This window comes from Flavobacterium erigeronis, from assembly GCF_054075165.1.
In genome coordinates, this window is sequence record NZ_JBSKGP010000004.1 from 255104 (window position 1) to 273707 (window position 18604).

General features: G+C 34.7%; 17 protein-coding genes. 9 read left to right on the forward strand and 8 right to left on the reverse strand.

Annotation, left to right across the window (positions count from 1 at the left end; genetic code table 11):
* The first annotated feature begins 10 nt into the window (after positions 1-10).
* A complete protein-coding gene (locus tag ACWA1F_RS09945; protein WP_456893620.1) occupies positions 11-313 on the forward strand; it encodes a DNA-directed RNA polymerase subunit alpha C-terminal domain-containing protein in 303 nt (100 codons plus the stop codon).
* A 55-nt stretch (positions 314-368) separates the two neighbouring features.
* Here the strand turns inward: ACWA1F_RS09945 and guaB are convergent, their stop codons facing one another.
* The 4 genes from guaB to ACWA1F_RS09965 form a co-directional block, all read right to left on the reverse strand.
* Positions 369-1841 carry an IMP dehydrogenase gene (guaB, locus tag ACWA1F_RS09950; protein WP_456893621.1) on the reverse strand — a complete coding sequence of 491 codons (1473 nt, stop codon included), beginning with the start codon at positions 1839-1841 and terminating at the stop codon, positions 369-371.
* 273 nt (positions 1842-2114) lie between these two features.
* A complete protein-coding gene (locus ACWA1F_RS09955; protein ID WP_456893622.1) occupies positions 2115-3512 on the reverse strand; it encodes a DUF5723 family protein in 1398 nt (465 codons plus the stop codon).
* Complete coding sequence (locus ACWA1F_RS09960; RefSeq protein WP_456893623.1) at positions 3509-4060, reverse strand: hypothetical protein; 552 nt, start codon at positions 4058-4060, stop codon at positions 3509-3511. The genes ACWA1F_RS09955 and ACWA1F_RS09960 overlap by 4 nt, the downstream gene beginning before the upstream one ends.
* A 78-nt stretch (positions 4061-4138) precedes the next feature.
* Positions 4139-5005 carry a hydroxymethylglutaryl-CoA lyase gene (locus tag ACWA1F_RS09965; RefSeq protein WP_456893624.1) on the reverse strand — a complete coding sequence of 289 codons (867 nt, stop codon included), beginning with the start codon at positions 5003-5005 and terminating at the stop codon, positions 4139-4141.
* 314 nt (positions 5006-5319) lie between these two features.
* On the opposite strand from ACWA1F_RS09965, the gene ACWA1F_RS09970 reads away from it, so the two are divergent.
* Positions 5320-5934 (forward strand): hypothetical protein, encoded by a 615-nt coding sequence (locus ACWA1F_RS09970; protein ID WP_456893625.1) that lies wholly within the window; start codon positions 5320-5322, stop codon positions 5932-5934.
* Positions 5931-6647 (forward strand): DUF3307 domain-containing protein, encoded by a 717-nt coding sequence (locus tag ACWA1F_RS09975; protein WP_456893626.1) that lies wholly within the window; start codon positions 5931-5933, stop codon positions 6645-6647. Before ACWA1F_RS09970 ends, ACWA1F_RS09975 begins: the two co-directional genes overlap by 4 nt.
* Here ACWA1F_RS09975 and ACWA1F_RS09980 read toward each other — a convergent pair.
* Positions 6633-7667 (reverse strand): quinone-dependent dihydroorotate dehydrogenase, encoded by a 1035-nt coding sequence (locus tag ACWA1F_RS09980; RefSeq protein WP_306156992.1) that lies wholly within the window; start codon positions 7665-7667, stop codon positions 6633-6635. The two genes, ACWA1F_RS09975 and ACWA1F_RS09980, sit on opposite strands and share 15 nt — an antisense overlap.
* 235 nt (positions 7668-7902) lie before the next feature.
* Here ACWA1F_RS09980 and ACWA1F_RS09985 point away from each other — a divergent pair, with 235 nt between their 5' ends.
* The 5 genes from ACWA1F_RS09985 to ACWA1F_RS10005 all read left to right on the forward strand — a co-directional run bounded on the left by ACWA1F_RS09985 (position 7903) and on the right by ACWA1F_RS10005 (position 13386).
* A complete protein-coding gene (locus ACWA1F_RS09985) occupies positions 7903-9126 on the forward strand; it encodes an OprO/OprP family phosphate-selective porin (RefSeq protein ID WP_456893627.1) in 1224 nt (407 codons plus the stop codon).
* Positions 9127-9212: 86 nt separating this feature from the next.
* Positions 9213-10178 carry a DUF6515 family protein gene (locus tag ACWA1F_RS09990; RefSeq protein WP_306156996.1) on the forward strand — a complete coding sequence of 322 codons (966 nt, stop codon included), beginning with the start codon at positions 9213-9215 and terminating at the stop codon, positions 10176-10178.
* 96 nt (positions 10179-10274) lie between these two features.
* On the forward strand, positions 10275-11408 hold the full coding sequence (locus ACWA1F_RS09995; RefSeq protein WP_456893628.1) for a formylglycine-generating enzyme family protein: 1134 nt from the start codon (positions 10275-10277) through the stop codon (positions 11406-11408).
* A 118-nt stretch (positions 11409-11526) separates the two neighbouring features.
* Complete coding sequence (gene pepT / locus ACWA1F_RS10000; RefSeq protein WP_456893629.1) at positions 11527-12804, forward strand: peptidase T; 1278 nt, start codon at positions 11527-11529, stop codon at positions 12802-12804.
* Positions 12805-12807: 3 nt separating this feature from the next.
* On the forward strand, positions 12808-13386 hold the full coding sequence (locus ACWA1F_RS10005; RefSeq protein WP_456893630.1) for a YdeI/OmpD-associated family protein: 579 nt from the start codon (positions 12808-12810) through the stop codon (positions 13384-13386).
* Positions 13387-13868: 482 nt separating this feature from the next.
* On the opposite strand, the gene yajC is transcribed toward ACWA1F_RS10005, so the two are convergent.
* From yajC to ACWA1F_RS10020, 3 genes are all read right to left on the reverse strand, one after another.
* Entirely contained in the window at positions 13869-14144 is a 276-nt protein-coding gene (gene yajC / locus ACWA1F_RS10010) for a preprotein translocase subunit YajC (protein ID WP_306157003.1), read from the reverse strand.
* A gap of 111 nt (positions 14145-14255) precedes the next feature.
* A complete protein-coding gene (nusB, locus tag ACWA1F_RS10015) occupies positions 14256-15167 on the reverse strand; it encodes a transcription antitermination factor NusB (protein WP_306157005.1) in 912 nt (303 codons plus the stop codon).
* A 305-nt stretch (positions 15168-15472) separates the two neighbouring features.
* On the reverse strand, positions 15473-16579 hold the full coding sequence (locus ACWA1F_RS10020; RefSeq protein WP_456893631.1) for a Glu/Leu/Phe/Val family dehydrogenase: 1107 nt from the start codon (positions 16577-16579) through the stop codon (positions 15473-15475).
* A 203-nt stretch (positions 16580-16782) separates the two neighbouring features.
* Between ACWA1F_RS10020 and ACWA1F_RS10025 the strand changes: the two genes are divergently transcribed.
* Positions 16783-18561, forward strand: coding sequence for an ABC transporter ATP-binding protein (locus tag ACWA1F_RS10025; protein WP_456893632.1), 1779 nt, complete (start codon positions 16783-16785; stop codon positions 18559-18561).
* The last annotated feature ends 43 nt before the right edge of the window (positions 18562-18604 follow it).

Sequence of the window (18604 nt, forward strand, 5' to 3'; positions counted from 1 at the left end):
AAAATTCAAAATGGATTTGGCTTCTAAAAATAATCGAATCTGTAAAAAAGGGCATCATTACACTAAAACCAGTGATTGCCCTACTTGTCCTATTTGCGAAGCAGAAAGAAAACCAAAATCTGGACTTTTATCTGTTTTATCAGCGCCGGCAAGAAGAGCTTTAGAAAGCAAGAATATTAAAACTGCGGAAGATTTATCTCAATATACACAAGAAGAAATTTTATCCCTACATGGAATTGGACCAAGCAGTTTGCCAAAACTTTCGGAAGAATTAAGAAAGAATGGATTAAGTTTTAAAGAAAACAAGAAATAAAAAAAGGCGTAAGAATTAAAATCTTACGCCTTTTTTTTATCTCGAAAGCTTAAAATTATCTAGAATAATTCGGAGCTTCTTTTGTAATTGTTACGTTATGCGGGTGACTTTCAGTGATTCCGCTAGAAGTGATTCTAACAAAACGTCCAGATTCTTGTAAAGTCGGAATATCTTTTGAACCGCAGTATCCCATTCCAGCACGAAGACCTCCAATAAACTGAAGCATACTTTCGTTTAACTCTCCTTTGTAAGGAACACGTCCAACAATTCCTTCTGGAACTAATTTCTTAACGTCATCTTCAACATCTTGGAAATAACGGTCTTTAGAGCCTGTTTGCATTGCTTCAACAGATCCCATTCCGCGATACGATTTGAATTTTCTTCCTTCAAAAATGATCGTTTCTCCTGGAGATTCTTTTGTACCAGCTAATAATGAACCTAACATTACACAGTCAGCACCTGCAGCGATTGCTTTAGGAATATCTCCTGTATAACGAATTCCACCGTCAGCAATAACTGGAACTCCAGTTCCTTTAATTGCAGCAGCAACTTCTAAAACTGCAGAGAATTGAGGAAAACCAACACCCGCAACAATACGAGTCGTACAGATAGAACCAGGTCCGATTCCAACTTTTACTCCGTCTGCTCCGCTTTCTACTAAATATTTAGCAGCTTCTGGAGTTGCGATGTTTCCAACGATTACATCTATTTGAGGGAATTTTGATTTTACTTCTTTCAATACATTCACCACACCTTCTGTATGTCCGTGAGCTGTATCGATAATGATGGCATCTACCCCTGCAGCAACCAAAGCCTCTGCTCTTTGAACAGCATCTCCAGTAACTCCAATAGCAGCAGCAACCCTCAAACGTCCAAAGCTATCTTTATTAGCAATTGGTTTTTGAGTCAATTTGGTAATATCTCTAAAGGTAATTAAACCTACTAGTTCGTTATTTGCATTTACAACAGGTAATTTTTCGATTTTATGACCTTGTAAAACTACTTCTGCCTGCTCTAATGAAGTTCCTTCGGCAACAGTAACTAAGTTTTGGCTTGTCATAACCTCAACGATCGGTCTTGCACCATTTTTTTCGAAACGTAAGTCACGATTGGTTACAATACCTTTTAAGATTTTGTTTTCGTCAACGATTGGAATACCGCCGATACCGAATTCTTTCATTGCATTTTTTGCATCTGCAATTGTAGAAGTTAAAGGAAGCGTTACTGGATCGATAATCATTCCAGCTTCTGCACGTTTTACTTTTCGAACTTTTCCTGCCTGCTGTTCGATCGTCATATTTTTATGTAAAACACCAATTCCGCCTTCTTGTGCCATAGCGATTGCCATTGCACTTTCTGTAACTGTATCCATAGCAGCAGATACAATCGGAACGTTTAATGTAATGTTTCTTGAGAATTTTGATTTAATGCTCACTTCGCGGGGAAGCACATTCGAGTAGTTAGGTACTAATAATACATCGTCGTAAGTTAAACCTTCGCCGATAATCTTGGAGTTGTGTGCTATCATGTTGCAATTTCTAGTTGAATTGCGTGCAAATATAGTGAATAAATTGCTAACTTGAATACTAACTTATTCATAAAATTGATTTTACACGAATCATCTTACAAAGAATACACCCTAGCCCAGATGGAAATGGAAAGCCACGAAAAGCCAAAAAACATTTTTTTCTGATTTAAAAAAGCGACCAGCGGAAGCTCTTTTTAAATCTTGAAAAAAAGTTTTTTGGCTCGAGTGCTTGTAATGGACAGCTGGAAATAGCTTCTAATAATATTCATAAATTCAATCGTCTTTGTCTTGGAACACAAAATTAATTCCGAGCTGAAATGAGGCGCTGCTGGCTTTAGAAATATCTTTATATTCTAAAATATTATTGACGAGTGCATAAATATTTACTGGCCCGATTGTTCCGGCGAGTCCTAAACCGATGTTTTTATTTGAAAAAGTATCGAAAGTATAAGTGGCTTTCAAATCTAATTTTCTAAAAATATTTCTTCTATAAAAAGCAGTCAAGGCAACTAAAGGCTCACGCGGAGCAGACATTCCGAAAAGCTGAAGTCCAACAGCATTTTTATAATATTTTTCGACGCTGCCACGGCAGTTGCATTCATCGTCTGGACGTGCCTCGCCAAAAGAATATTGAATGGAAGAATAAATTTTTGTCGGACGCCAAGTGGTATATTTATTATAAAGCGTATCTCTAGGAATGGCTTTGTCAAATTCATCAAAAACATTTTCGGGATCATCTAAACTAAAAAAGTCTGGATTTGCTCCATTGTATTGATAAGTTCCTTTATAGGTAAGTGTTTCGATATCTTTGGTTTGTCTCACAAATCCCAAATCGACAATACTTGCCGTGAACTGCAGATTGTCTTTTATATAATAGGTAATTCCGGCATCTACACCAAAACCTAAACTTCCGTTAAAAAAAGTATTATTAACAAGATCTCGAGCAATATTTCCTTCGTATTCATCTTTTGTAAAACTAGATAGTCCAGAAGTTTTTAATTCTAAATTGGAAGAAATAACTTGGTTATAAAGATTTGGAGTTCCTGCCTGCTGGCCCGTATAAATGTATCCTGAATTTTTTGTCGAAGTTGCATTTGCACCGCTCGAGTAGATTTTGGCGCGTCCTCCAAGCACCAATTTATCATTGACTTTTTTATGAAAACCAACATGAAAAACAGAAAGCACCTCAGCCTTCATATTCAAATCTCCCAGATTAAACGATTTTCCAATATAATCTCTATTCCCGTCTAAAGCTAACAAAGCTAGATCTTTTGGAACAAACATAAAAAAATCAAATTCCTGATAGACTCCAAATGAAACGTAAGATTTACTGTCTCTTCCTCCTACTCTAAATCCGCCAGAAAATAACTCCAATTGCTGGTTGGTTACGACTTTATCTCGGCTAGATGATTTATTAATAACATTTCGAACTTTTTGATTGAAGTCTACGCCATTGTCTGCAAACAGATCGTAGGCAGAAAAACTGCTGGAGCCCACATTGGCTGAAATCCCAGATAAAATGGGAAATCCGAAATAATATTTATATGAAACATCGGCTCCCGGATTTACAAGAGAAGACTGCGGAATTGAAGTAAAATTATATAACAGCTCTCTGTTTTGCGCAAAACAAGAAAGATGAAAAAACAAGCAAAGAATTAGCGTTTTTCTCATTCGATTACTAAATAAGCAGTGGCACTTGATCTTAATTTTAAATTTCCTAAACTCTCACTGTTTAATGGAGGCCCTGCAGTAATAATTACCACAAAACCAATTCTTTGGGTTTGTTTTAAAAGATCTAATCGCGTGTTTTCAAAAACCTCTGTTGGGTATTTTATAACATTTGGTGTTCCTTTATAGGATGGAACTGCAAAAGATATAGTTTGTAAAGGCTGATTTTCTGCATTAAGCAAAATCATATTGATGATAAAAGCACGATTTATATTATTTTCTACTTCAAAATCAAATTCAGCTTTTTTAAGACGTTCGTTAAAAAATTTATCCTTAAATATATCAAAATCTCTTACGTCAGGATAGATATTGGTTCCTCCGTCATCTACGAGTTTATTTGCAGGAATATCAAAATAAGCTAGGTTGGCTACAAAAACGGGCTCTAGCTTAAAATCATTTACCTGATCGAAATCTAACTCACTGGAACAGGAAAACAATAGGAAAACGGAAAAAAATATGCTGAAAATTTTACTGATGGAGCGTGATCTCATGACAATATTTATATCGATACTAAATGTAACGCATTATGTTTACAATGATTATCGAAGGTAAGAAAATATAACAGTTTTTTAATGAAACTTTCCAAACAATTTCGAAGCTTCGTTGTAAGCGCTTTCAAAACTGAGTGAATTAAGTCCTGTTATTTTTTTATTGGCAGTAAAATACGAAACCAATTTTTCTGTTGGCATGTTTCCAGTTAATTTATCGGTCGCCATTGGGCAACCGCCAAAACCTTGAATAGCACCATCAAAACGGGTACAGCCGGCTTTTCCTGCAGCATCGATTTTTTCGAACCAGCTTTCGGGTGTGGTATGAAGATGAGCGCCAAACTCAATTTCTGGATATTTCGGAATTAAATCTGAAAACAAATACGTAATTACCTCGGGAGTAGAAGTTCCGACAGTATCGGAAAGCGATAAAATCTTTACGCCCATTCCAGCCAGTTTTTCTGTCCATTCTGCGACAATTTCAACATTCCACGGATCTCCGTACGGATTTCCAAACCCCATAGAAAGATAGGTTACCACTTCTTTGTTTTTCTTATCGGCAACTTCCAGAATTTCTTCGAGCGTTACCAAAGATTCGGCTATGGTTTTGTGCGTATTACGCATCTGAAAGTTCTCAGAAATAGAAAAGGGAAAACCTAAATATTGAATCTGCTCATAATTGGATGCTGCTACCGCACCTTGCGTATTGGCAATAATTGCAAGCAGTTTACTTGTAGTTTGTGACAAATCAAGCTGTTCTAAAACGGCAGCCGTATCCTGCATTTGCGGAATAGCTTTTGGAGAAACAAAACTTCCAAAATCGATGGTATCAAAGCCAACTCGCAATAAAGCTTGTATATAAGTAACTTTATTTTTTGTTGGAATAAAAGTCTTAATGCCCTGCATGGCATCTCGAGGACATTCGATGATTTTGATTTCTTTACTCAAAGCTTATTCTTTTGTAAAGGCTAAGTTAGTTTCTTTTTTAAAGAAATAAAAATTATGTTTTTTTTTAAACCATATAGTAATATAAGTTCATTTAATTAGATTGGATGCGTATGCAATATATACATCGTGTATTTGTAGAGACGCACTGCAGTTCGCCTCTACAGTACACTTAATAAAATATTACATTAAACCGTAATTTTACAATTAATTACCAAAAAATGTAATATTGTAAATTATTACCAAAAAACGTAATAATAAAATTTATTACTTATATTTGTAATAGAAAGTTTATTATTTTTTAATTATATTTGGTTATGACTAGTGTAATTACAGGCGATATAATTGGTTCAAGACAGCAAAAATCGGAACATTGGGTAGAAGATTTGAAAAAAATCTTAGTCCCATTGGGCAAAACACCGAGTCAGTGGGAAGTGTATCGAGGGGATGAATTTCAAATTGAAGTTGCCAATCCCGAAGATGCGCTGCTAACTGCTATTTTGATAAAAGCTCGTTTAAGAGCGCTAAAATCGGATGCACGCATGAGCATTGGTTTTGGAGATAAAACGCACAATGCTGAGAGAATATCTGAAAGCAATGGCTCTGCTTTTATTAATTCGGGAGAACTTTTTGAAACTTTAAAAAAACAGAAAGTTACTTTGGCCGTGCGAACGGGAGATTTTAGTTTGAATGAAAATCTGAATTTAATGCTACAGCTAGCGTTAACATTTATGGATAGTTGGCTGGTACAATCGGCAGAATTTGTTGCTCTTGCTATTGAAAACCCTACATTATCTCAAGAAGAATTAGGACAAAAACTCGGTATAAATCAGGCTGCTGTGAGTCGAAGACAAAAGCGCGCGCAGTTTGATCTGGTTATGAATTTAGACCGCTATTTTAGAAAACAAATAAAACAATTTACAGCCTCATGATCTTATTTATAAAACTGCTTCTCGCTCATTTATTAGGCGATTTTATCTGGCAGCCCAATTCTTGGGTCGCCGATAAAGAAACTAAAAAACATAAAAGCATTTACTTATATGTTCATATTTTGCTTCATGGAGTTTTAGCTGCAATTCTGGCGGGAGAAATCCGTTTTATACCGTACGCTGTTTTAATTGCCGTTACACATGGAACTGTTGATCTCCTTAAACTGAATTTTCAGAAAAAGAAAACCAAACGAACTTGGTTTGTTGTCGACCAAATTGCTCATATTTTAATTTTGATTGGAATTATTCTACTGTATCAAAACAAAAGCATCATAAATTTCTGGTCTGATAATGAATTCTGGATTCTAATAACAGGATTATTATTGATTACCAAACCAACTTCGATTTTTATCAAAACCATTATTTCGATCTGGAGTCCAGAAAGCCAAAATAGCCATCAAGATTTTTCTCTTGCCAATGCAGGAAATTATATTGGTATTCTAGAACGTCTTCTTGTGGTTTGCTTTATTCTTACCGCTCATTTTGAAGCAATCGGATTTCTTTTGGCCGCTAAATCTATTTTTAGATTCGGAGATCTAAAAGAAGCCAAAGACCGAAAACTTACAGAATATGTAATGATTGGAACCTTAATCAGTTTTGGAATTGCAATAATTGTCGGCCTTGTAATTCAGGCGTTACTTTTACAATTGCCCTAAAACTTTTTTGTTAATTGCTTTTATTAAAGCTGGGCCTTCGTAAATAAAACCAGTGTACAATTGCACCAAACTTGCACCTGCATTTAGTTTTTCAATAGCATCGTCTGCAGAATGAATTCCTCCTACTCCAATAATTGGGAATGCTTTATTGCTTTTTTCTGAAAGGAAACGGATTACTTCCGTAGAACGTTTGGTTAAAGGTTTTCCAGACAAACCACCCATTTCTGATTGGTTTGCAGATTGTAAACCTTCTCTAGAAATAGTAGTATTTGTTGCAATTACACCAGCAATCTGAGTTGTTTTTACAATATCAATAATATCTAATAATTGCTCATCTGTTAAGTCTGGAGCGATTTTAAGAAGAATAGGTTTTACTTTTTGAGAACTTGTTTTTTGTTTTTCAACATTTCTATTCTGCAAAGTCTGCAATAAAGCTGTCAAAGGTTCTTTATCTTGTAAAGCTCTTAAATTTGGTGTATTTGGCGAACTCACATTCACTACAAAATAATCAACATGGTTAAAAAGCGCATCAAAACAAATGATGTAATCTTTTACCGCATCTTCGTTATCGGTTACTTTATTTTTTCCGATGTTTCCTCCAATCAAAACACCCGAATTCTTTTTCAAACGTTCTACAGCTTCAAGAACACCTCCATTATTAAATCCCATTCGGTTGATAATCGCTTGGTCTTCCTTTAATCTGAATAAACGTTTTTTCGGATTTCCTTCCTGTCCAACTGGCGTTACCGTTCCGATTTCAATAAAACCAAAACCAAAATCGCCTAGTTCTTTATATAATTTGGCATCTTTATCAAAACCTGCCGCAAGTCCAACTGGGTTTTTAAATTTAATTCCGAAAACTTCTCTTTCTAATCGAGCGTCTTTTACTTCATAAATTGATCTTATAATTGCCGAAACTCCAGGTATTTTTGAAATGAATTTTACAAAAGAAAAAGTAAAGTAATGCACTTTTTCAGGATCAAAACAAAAAAGTATCGGACGAATTATCAATTTATACATAAGAGTTGTGTTGTGTTATTTTTTCAGCTGCAAATTTAGATATTATAGTTTAAAAAGGTGCTTATTTCCAAAAACAAATAATTTCTATTTTGTTCAATTCCTAAATAAAAGAATTAACACCGCCAATTGCATACTTTTTTGTTGCAAATTATAATATGAAACCTGTTTTGGTTTGTGGACAGATTGCTCTGATACAGATATTAGCTACTTTTAAATACTATTTAATGATCGCTATATGTTATTCAAAAAGAATAAATCAAATCGCTTTTTTAAACTGGTTTTCTTAGCCTTATTTTTTGCACTCGCATTAGACGGATTTGCGCAACAAGAAAAAGACACTACTAAATTGATGAATGTGCGTTATGGCAATAAAGGAATCGAACTAGAAACTCGAGACAAGAAATTTCTTTTTCAATTGGCAAGCCGACTTCAGTTTCGTTTTTCAACACCAAATGATACCGATCCTCTAACGTATGACGACTACAGTCAAGATGCTAAAACGACTTTTAAAATTAATCGTGCGCGACTTAAAATTGGCGGTCATGCTTTTGAACCTTGGCTTAAATATTATTGGGAATACGAATTAAGTCAGTCCAATTTGCTTGATTTCAGACTTATGATTGAAAAGTGGGATTGGCTGAGTTTTAAAGTTGGACAATGGAAAACAGAATTTACTCGCGAACGTTTCATAAGCAGCGGTGAACAGCAGATGGTTGACCGATCCTTAATTAACCGCCCTTTTACGGTAGACAGACAGCTCGGAGTTGAAGTTTACGGTCATTTGAAAGGAACTGGAATTGCCGATTTTAATTATTGGGCTGCGGCTTTGACAGGAACCGGACGAGGAAGCACTACCAATGACGACAATCATTTAATGTATTTTGGAAGAGCACAATGGAACTTTTTAGGGAGATCTCTAGAATTTGAAGGCTGTGATTTAGAATTTCACGAAAAACCAACTCCTATAATTGCTTTCTCTGCGGTAACCAACCGAAGTCCTTATACTCGATTTTCTCAAGCAGGCGGAGGCTCTCTTGATGGTTTTGAAGATGGATTGCCAGGTCAGTATAGAGTCAATCAATGGAATCTGGAAACCGCTTTTATGTTTCGTGGTTTTTCTTGGCAGAGTGAATGGCATACTAAAGAGATTATCGACAAATACAATAATGATGAAATGACCGTCATGAAAGGATATTACATTCAGGCTGGATATTTTTTTCATAATGTTTTCGAATGGTGGCCAAAAAAACTAGAAATGGCAGGAAGACATGCAGCATACCGACCAGATAATTCGATTAGACAAAATAGACAAGACGAATCTACATTGGCTTTTAATTGGTTTTTCAAAGGGCATAAAAACAAACTTACTTCAGAAGTAAGCTATTTTAGTTTTCAAGACAAAACGCTGCCTTTAGAGCAAGGCTGGCGTTTTAGAATCCAATGGGATATATCACTGTAATTCAAAATCATACAGCTAAACTTTCAATCAATTTCGATAAATCGTTCATTTTTTTTCATAACTTTAATTCATATAAACCACTGAATATGAAAAATATATCCAAAACAGTAAAAAAATCAGCACTTTGGTGTTTGATCGGCACATTTTTCCTTGTTTCAATTGACAGTTTAGCACAACGTCATGGTGGTGGAAACCGTGGCGGCGGAGCAACGCATACGCGACCTGGTTCTAATGGCGGAGGCATAAAACGTCCGGCCAATAATTCTGGAAACAAAATCACAAGACCTGCAAATTCTAACAAGAAGATCACCAGACCAGCCACTTCAAATAATAAAGCGGTCAGACCATCTACAACAAATAGAAATAATACAGTAAACAGAAACAATACGGTAAATAGAAACAATATTGGAAACAGAAATACAAATATCAGCGGCAATACCGTAAACAGAAACCGAAATAATGTAAACATTAACGTTAATAATAGCGTACATGTTCGGAACAACCGTAACACTTATGTAAGACCTGCACCTCGCCCTTACGTTCGTCCGCCTTACGTATACGGAGGTTATAGATACAATACTTTTCATCCGTATTACTATCACCCTTACAGACCTTATTATTGGGGACCAGTTTGGCATCCTTGGGGATTTTTCGTAGCCACTTTGGCCGTAACAGCGATTGTAGTTAGCGTCGAAAGCCAGCAATATCATTATGATCAGGGTGTTTGGTATACTTCTAGCAGCGGTGGTTATACGGCAGTGCCAGCTCCTGTTGGAGGAACCGTTAATAATATTCCGAGCGGAGCACAAACTGTTAATACAGGAACCGTCAACAATTATTATTACGGAGGAACCTATTACGAAAAAGACGGATCAACTTACAAAGTGGTAGCTCCTACAGCAGGAACAATTGTAGAAAGTTTGCCAGAAGGTGGCGAAGAAGTAACCATTGGAGATGTGAAATATATCAAATTTGGAGAAACTTACTATCAGCCTGTTCAAGTGGATGGTAAAGACAAATATGAAGTCGTGTCTGTTGAAAAAGAAAGTTAATTTCATTAATTCTATAAAATTAGTATAACTATAAAGTTATTTTTATAATTTTATCCCACTATTGACAAACCATTATTCGTTCAAAAATAATTAACCATGAAAAACAAGACCTTCTGGATTTTTGCTTTGCTTACATTATCCATTATTTCGATTGCTTACAGTTACAACAAATTTGCTGCTAAAGAAGAAAAAAAAGTTGCCGCAGAATGTCATGAAACGCCAACTAATACAGCATCTGAATTTAAGCCAACTGTAGAAAACAAATTCAAACCCGCTGTAAAAGCTCCAAAAGGAATGGTTTGGATTCCTGGAGGCGAATTCTCAATGGGATCAAACGTAGAAGACGAAAGTTTGTGCAGTATAAAAGGCGTTACAAAAGATGCGGCTCCTATTCATAGAGTTTACGTTGACGGTTATTATATGGACGAAACCGAGGTTACGAACGAAGAATTTGAAAAATTTGTAAAAGCGACAGGCTATGTAACTGTTGCGGAACAAAAACCAACAAAAGAAGAATTTCCAACTGCAAACGAAGAGGATTTGATTACAGGTTCTGTTATATTTACCCCTACACCATCTGCAGTTAATTTGAATAATTTTCTTCAATGGTGGCGTTATGAACCGGGCGCAGACTGGAGACATCCAGATGGACCGCAAAGCAGCATTAAAGGAAAAGAAAATTATCCTGTTGTTCATGTGGTTTATGAAGATGCCGAAGCTTACGCGAAATGGGCAGGAAAAAGGCTTCCGACAGAAGCTGAATGGGAATTTGCAGCCAGAGGCGGTAAAACAGGAAATCTTTACGCTTGGGGAAATAATTTAAAACCTGACGGCAAATTTCAAGCAAATATTTATCAGGGACATTTCCCTATAAAAGACGGCGACACTGGAGAAGACGGATTTAAAGGAATTGCTCCAACAAAACAATATGCTCCAAATGCATACGGTTTATATGATATGGCTGGAAATGTATGGGAATGGGTACACGACTGGTATAGTGTAGATTATTATAAATCATTGGCAGAAAACGGAAAAACGATCAAAAACCCTCAAGGGCCAAGTGCTTACAACGATCCGAATGATCCTTCACAAATCAAAAGAGTGCATCGCGGCGGTTCTTTTTTATGCACCGATCAATATTGCACACGCTACATGGTTGGAACAAGAGGAAAAGGAGAATATCGATCTGCAGCCAATCATTTAGGTTTTAGATGCGTAAAAAGTAAATAACAAACTTATCATAACAGAAAGGGATTCAATTTAGAATCCCTTTTTTCATTCATTCAGATATTGAAAGCCAAATTTCCCAGCAGATTTTTTTTTCTATATTTGCTAAAAAATCAAAAAAATGCAACATATCATAGATCGATTTATCAGTTATGTAACGATTGATACGGAATCGGATCCAAATTCACAAACAACACCAAGTACAGAAAAACAATGGAATCTTGCCAATAAATTAGTTGAAGAACTAAAAACAATCGGTCTTGAAGACGTAACTATTGATGACAAAGCATACATCATGGCAACGCTTCCGAGCAATGTTGAGCATGAAGTTCCTGTAATTGGCTTTGTTTCTCACTTTGACACTTCTCCAGATTTTAGCGGAGCAAATGTAAAACCTCAGATCGTTGAAAATTACGACGGAAAAGATATTGTTTTGAATGCGGAGAAAAACATCATTTTATCTCCAAACTACTTTAAAGATTTATTGCAATATAAAGGTCAGACGATCATTACTACTGACGGTACAACTTTATTAGGCGCCGATGATAAAGCTGGAATCACAGAAATTGTTTCAGCAATGGAATACCTGATCCAGCATCCAGAAATTAAACACGGAAAAATCAGAATCGGTTTTACTCCAGATGAAGAAATCGGTCGCGGAGCGCATCATTTTGATGTGGAGAAATTCGGAGCGCAATGGGCTTACACTATGGATGGAAGCCAGATTGGTGAATTAGAATATGAAAATTTCAACGCAGCTGGAGCTAAAATTACTTTTAAAGGAAAAAGTGTTCACCCAGGTTATGCCAAAGGAAAAATGATCAATTCGATGCTTTTGGCTAATGATTTTATCAACGAATTGCCAAAAGGAGAAACACCTCAGGAAACTAAAGGTTACGAAGGTTTTTTCCACGTTCATCATATAAAAGGAAATATCGAAGAAACGGTTTTAGAATTAATTATTCGCGATCACAACAAGAAAAAATTCGAAAACAGAAAAGCGCTTATTCATAAAATTGCGAAGAAATTCAATAAAAAATTCGCGAAGAAGTTTGGCGAAGATATTGTAATTGCTGAAGTGAAAGATCAATATTATAATATGAAGGAAAAAGTTCTTCCTGTAAAACATATTGTTGATATTGCCGAAAAAGCAATGAGAGAATTGAACATCAAACCAATCATCAAACCAATTCGTGGTGGAACTGACGGTTCGCAATTATCGTTTATGGGATTACCTTGTCCGAACATTTTTGCGGGTGGGCATAATTTCCATGGAAAATATGAATATGTTCCAGCAGAAAGTATTCAGAAAGCCACAGAAGTTATTGTGAAAATTGCTGAACTTACAGCGATTCCTGGAATTTTCGATAAGACAGAAAAATCTAAAAGAAAAAATTAAGCAATGCCTGAGAAAAAAAACGTTTGGGACAAAATGAATCAGTGGGAGGAAGAAATTCTTCTTCTTAAATCAATTATTGATAAAACTGAACTTATTGAAACTGTAAAATGGGGAGCACCTGTGTATGTTTTCAATAAAAAGAATGTTGTTGGTCTCGGCGGTTTTAAAGATTATTTTACCATTTGGTTTTATAACGGTGTTTTCTTGAAAGATGAAAAGAAAAAACTAATCAACGCTCAGGAAGAAGTAACCAAATCACTGCGTCAATGGCGTTTTAAATCAAAAGAAGAAATAAACGAAAAGGATATTTTAGAATACATTCACGAAGCTATTGAAAACGAAAAGCAAGGAAAAATAATAAAACCTACTAAAAAAGAAGCTATTATTTCTGAATTGCTGAATAAAGAAATGGAACAAAATCCAGCTCTAAAAGAAGCTTTTGAAAAATTTGCTCCTTACAAGCAATATGAGTTTTTAGAATATATAGAATCGGCAAAACAGGAAAAAACAAAGCTTACTAGAATTGAGAAAGTAATTCCGATGATTTTGTCGAATGTTGGATTGAATGATAAATATCGATAAATCAAATTCCAAATTTTTAAAATTCCAAATTCCAATATTGTTGTCATCATGCGAGCTGTTGAAGAGTTTTAACGCAAAGAGCGCAAAGGTTTTTTCGCAGAGAACGCGAAGATTTTGAGAAAGCAATGTCCGCAAAGATTTACGTAGAGACGCACCGCAGTGCGTCTAACGCAAAATATTTCGATGTAGTTTGTCATCCTGACGAAGGAAGGATCACACTAGAAATTCCATAATGAATTTAAACAGTAAACCTTTGTCAAAGTTTTAAACTTTGACAAAGGTTTTTTTTCTACACAAAGTATTGTCATTGCGAGGAACGAAGCAACCACACTAATCAAGTCCGTCAAAAACATCCGAAATGAGATTGCTTAGTTCCTCGCAAAGACATACAATGCGATTATTTGAACAAAACAAAAAATCCCAAATTCCACTTCAAAATTGGAATTTGGGATTTTTAAATTTTATTGGAATTTAAAAAAAGCTTAAGCTTTTTTATTCAGAGCAGCGCTTAATTCTAAAGAAATAGCAGAACGCTCTAATTTTAATTTTCCTGACATGGTTTCGATAACAACAGTAGTTTCTGCTAATTCAGCGATTCTACCGTGAAAACCACTTTTTGTAACTATTTTATCACCTACTTTTAGGTTGCTTTCAAATTCTTTTTCGTTTTTCGCTCTTTTTTGCTGTGGTCTGATCATGAAGAAATAGATTACCACGAACATTAAAAGGAATGGCGCAAATTGAGATAATTGTCCCATAATTTAAATTTGTTTTTGATTTATATTTAATATTTTTCTTTTTGCTCTTCGACTTCGCTCAGAGTGACAAAGTATTGGAATTTGGAATTTATTTTTTGGAATTTTAAAATTCTACATCAACCCTCTTCCTACTTTTACCATTTTTTTATTGGCAGTAAGTTCTTTAACCAAATTATCTAAAATTCCGTTGATAAAAATACTACTTTTTGGTGTAGAATACTCTTTCGCAATTTCTAAATATTCGTTAAGAGTTACTTTTACTGGAATCGACGGAAATTTAATAAACTCGCAAATTGCCATTTTCAAGATAATCGTATCAATTTCGGCAATACGATCACTGTCCCAATTTGGCGTTTTGTCTTCGTATTCTTTAGCAAAAGCAGTTTCGTTTAAAACTGTTCTTCTAAAAAGATCTTTTGCAAAATCTTTATCTTCAACATCTTTGTACAATTTCGGCACTCTAAAATCGTCTGGATCTTCTGTTTTGATTGCTTTTAATTGTTTAACAATATGAGTATTTACAACCGGAATATCATCAACCCAAGTCAATTTATCATCTTCTAAATACTCGTATAATTTTTCATTTGGAACAATAACATTTTCAAACAAATCAATGATAAATTGTCTGTCTTCTTCAAATGTATTTACATTATTGCTCATGTATTTTTTGTAGATATCGCTTGCTTTAACGTCATTTAAAAGCAAAATAATATAATCGTCGTTTAAAGACCAGTTATTGATTTTACGATTTTCTAAAGCGATACTAAGAGAATTGCTTTCTGCAAGAAGTTGAAAAATTTTGTTCTTTACAAATTTTTCATTTGGGTTACGTTCTGCTGCAGTAGCAAGGTGTTTTTTACTTGACAGATGTAAAAAAACAGATTCTTTTTTACAAATTTCTATCAATGAAGAAAGCATTATAAGGTATAAGTCCTGAATATTATCAATGCTGTAGAAAAGAAATTTCTCTTCTTTTTCCATGTTTTCAGAACCGCTTTGATGCATTGCATAAATGGATTGCATTACTTTAACGCGTATGTGTCTTCTATTTACCACCGTGTAAGAACATTTAAAAATTAGTCTGCAAAAGTATAACTTTTGATGCGTATTTTAAAATTTACACATTAAAAAAACGTTTATTTTGAGAAAAGTTATGTGAAAAGTGGTCAGTGATCAGTTTTTGAGCGGTCAGTTTTGAGTATTGAACTTAGTCTTACTTAGTTGTAGAAATAAAAAATCTCAGCTTTCAGAAAAACTGAAGACTGAGATTTTTATTATTTCATGTAAAATTGAGCATTAAACTGAACACTCAAAAACTGAACACTTAATTACTTAACCGCATTCTCGATTCTTCTTTGATCGATACGGTTTTGAGCAATTGTAAGCGCCGCTTTGTGCGTTGTAATATTGTTTTTAGCAGCGAAATCAATAATTTCTAAAGTAGTATTATAAATATTCTCTGTTTTGCTCATGATTTCAGCTTTACCGTAGTTTGCCAATTCCGCATAAACATTGATAATTCCACCCGCGTTGATTAAGAAATCTGGAGCATATAAAATACCTCTTTCTGTCAATCTAGCTCCGTGAACATTCTCGTCTGCCAACTGGTTGTTTGCAGCACCAGCGATCACTTTAGCTTTAATTTTTTCGATTGTATTATCGTTGATAGTTGCTCCCATCGCACATGGCGCATAGATATCAACATCTGCAGTATATAAATCTTCACCAGTATAAATTGTTGCGTTGTATTTTGAAGCAACCTGATATAATTTTTCTTCGTTAATATCAGAAATAGTAACCTGTGCTCCTTCTTTAGTTAAATATTCAACCAAAGTTTCTCCAACGTGTCCGATTCCTTGTACCAAAACTTTTTTTCCATCTAAAACATCAGTTCCAAACTGACTTTTAGCAGCAGCTTTCATACCTAAATAAACACCGTAAGCAGTTACCGGAGAAGGGTTTCCAGAACCACCTCTTTCTTCAGAAATACCCGTAACATAAGGCGTTACATCTCTTACCGTATCCATGTCTTTTGTTTCCATTCCGACATCTTCTGCAGTAATATATCTTCCGCTTAATGAGTGAACAAACTCACCAAACTTACGCATTAACTCAGGTGTTTTCTGCGTTTTAGCATCACCAATAATAACCGCTTTACCTCCACCAATATTCAGTCCAGTAATAGCCGATTTAAAGGTCATACCTCTCGAAAGACGTAAAACATCATTTAAAGCCTCCCATTCTGTGTTGTAATTCCACATTCTGGTTCCTCCCAAAGCTGGCCCCATAACCGAATTATGAATACCAATAATTGCTTTTAAACCTGTATCTTTGTCATTGCAAAATACAATTTGTTCGTGATCGTCAAAAGATAACTGACCAAAAACAGGATCCATTTTTTGAAGTTCCTTTCCAGTTGCGAAAGTTGCATCCATAGCGCTAGTATAAATTAGTTAAAATTATGAATTCGTCAAAAAGACTTCTCAAACATAATTAAAAAATACACATGTGCTAATTTTTTATCTTTAAAATAACAATTTTACAATATAATTGTTTTGATTAAATCGCAAATTATTATAAATTTATTTAATAATAATTCTTAAATACAAATCAATTCAATATCAGATTTCTTAAAAAAATGAAAGAATTAAGCTATTTAAATAAATATTTCGTTAAATATAAATATAGTTTTTCACTAGGTATTTTAATCACTATAATCGCACAAATATTTTCTCTTTTCACTCCAAAGCTTATCAGTAAGTCTTTAAACGCTATTGAAAATTTTGATAAGCTATCTCCAACCGATCAAAAGTCCGAAGTTGTTATTGCCGCGTTTCGTCAGGATCTTATTCATAATGTGTTGCTTATCATCGGAACAACCATTGTTGCTGGGTTTCTAACGTTTTTAATGCGCCAAACTTTAATTGTAATGTCCCGCCATATTGAGTTTGACTTGAAAAATGAAGTTTTCAGACAATACGAAAATCTTTCTCAGAATTTCTACAAACAAAACAGAACTGGAGACTTAATGAATCGAATTAGCGAAGACGTATCCAAAGTCCGTATGTATGTGGGGCCAGCGGTAATGTATACTATAAATACATTTATTCGTTTTGCGATCGTTATATTATATATGTATAATGTATCGCCACTGCTTACACTTTACACAATTCTTCCTTTACCTATATTATCGTACTGTATTTTCAAATTGAGTTCAGAAATCAACAAGCGAAGCACCACTTTTCAACAATACCTTTCTAAAGTTTCGAGTTTTACCCAAGAAATATTTTCTGGAATTCGAGTTATCAAAGCCTATTCTTTAGAAAACCAGCATCAGAATAATATGGTGGATCTGGCAGAAGAAAGCAAACGCAAGAGTTTAAGTCTGGCAAGAGTTCAGTCTTTGTTTGGTCCGCTGATGATTGCCCTTATCGGAATCAGCAATTTGGTTGTCATTTATTTTGGAGGTGTGATGTATATTAACGGAAGCATTCCGAATATCGGAACCATTGCCGAGTTCATATTATATGTAAACATGCTGACTTGGCCAGTTGCTTCTTTGGGCTGGGTTTCTTCAATGGTTCAGGAGGCAGAAGCTTCTCAAAAACGTTTGAACGAATTTTTGAAAATCGAACCAGAAATCAAGAATAACAACGAAAACTCATCAGAAATTGAAGGAAATATTACTTTCGACAATGTTTCTTTTACTTATCAAGATACCAATATTGAAGCGTTGAAAAATGTTTCTTTTACAGTAAAAAAAGGAGAAACATTAGCTATTTTAGGAAAAACAGGTTCTGGGAAATCAACCATTCTTTCTTTGATTTCGAGATTATATGATGTAACCGATGGTGAAGTTAAAATTGATGAAAACGAAATCAGCTCTTTAAACTTAAATGACCTTCGAAACAATATAGGAATCGTGCCTCAAGATGCCTTCCTTTTTTCGGATACAATTAAAAACAATATCAAATTCGGAAATCAAAATGCTACAGATGAAGAGGTTTTTGAAGCTGCAAAAAATGCCGTAGTTCATGACAACATTATTGCGTTTAACAAACAGTATGATACCGTTTTAGGAGAAAGAGGAATCACACTTTCAGGAGGGCAAAAACAACGTGTTTCGATTGCAAGGGCGATTATTAAAAATCCTGCTATTCTGCTTTTTGACGATTGTTTGTCTGCAGTTGACACCGAAACCGAAGAAATGATTCTGAATAATTTATTTGAAATTTCTAAAGATAAAACGACAATAATTGTAAGTCACCGAGTATCATCTGCCAAGAATGCAGACAAAATTATTATCCTCGAAGATGGTCGTATAATTCAACAAGGCTCTCATAATCAATTAATAAATCAAGAAGGTTATTATGCAGCGTTATATTTAAAACAACTTTCGGAAAAAGAATTACTTTAATTGTTGCGTAATAGATAAATTTTTATGATTTTTGAGTACTATT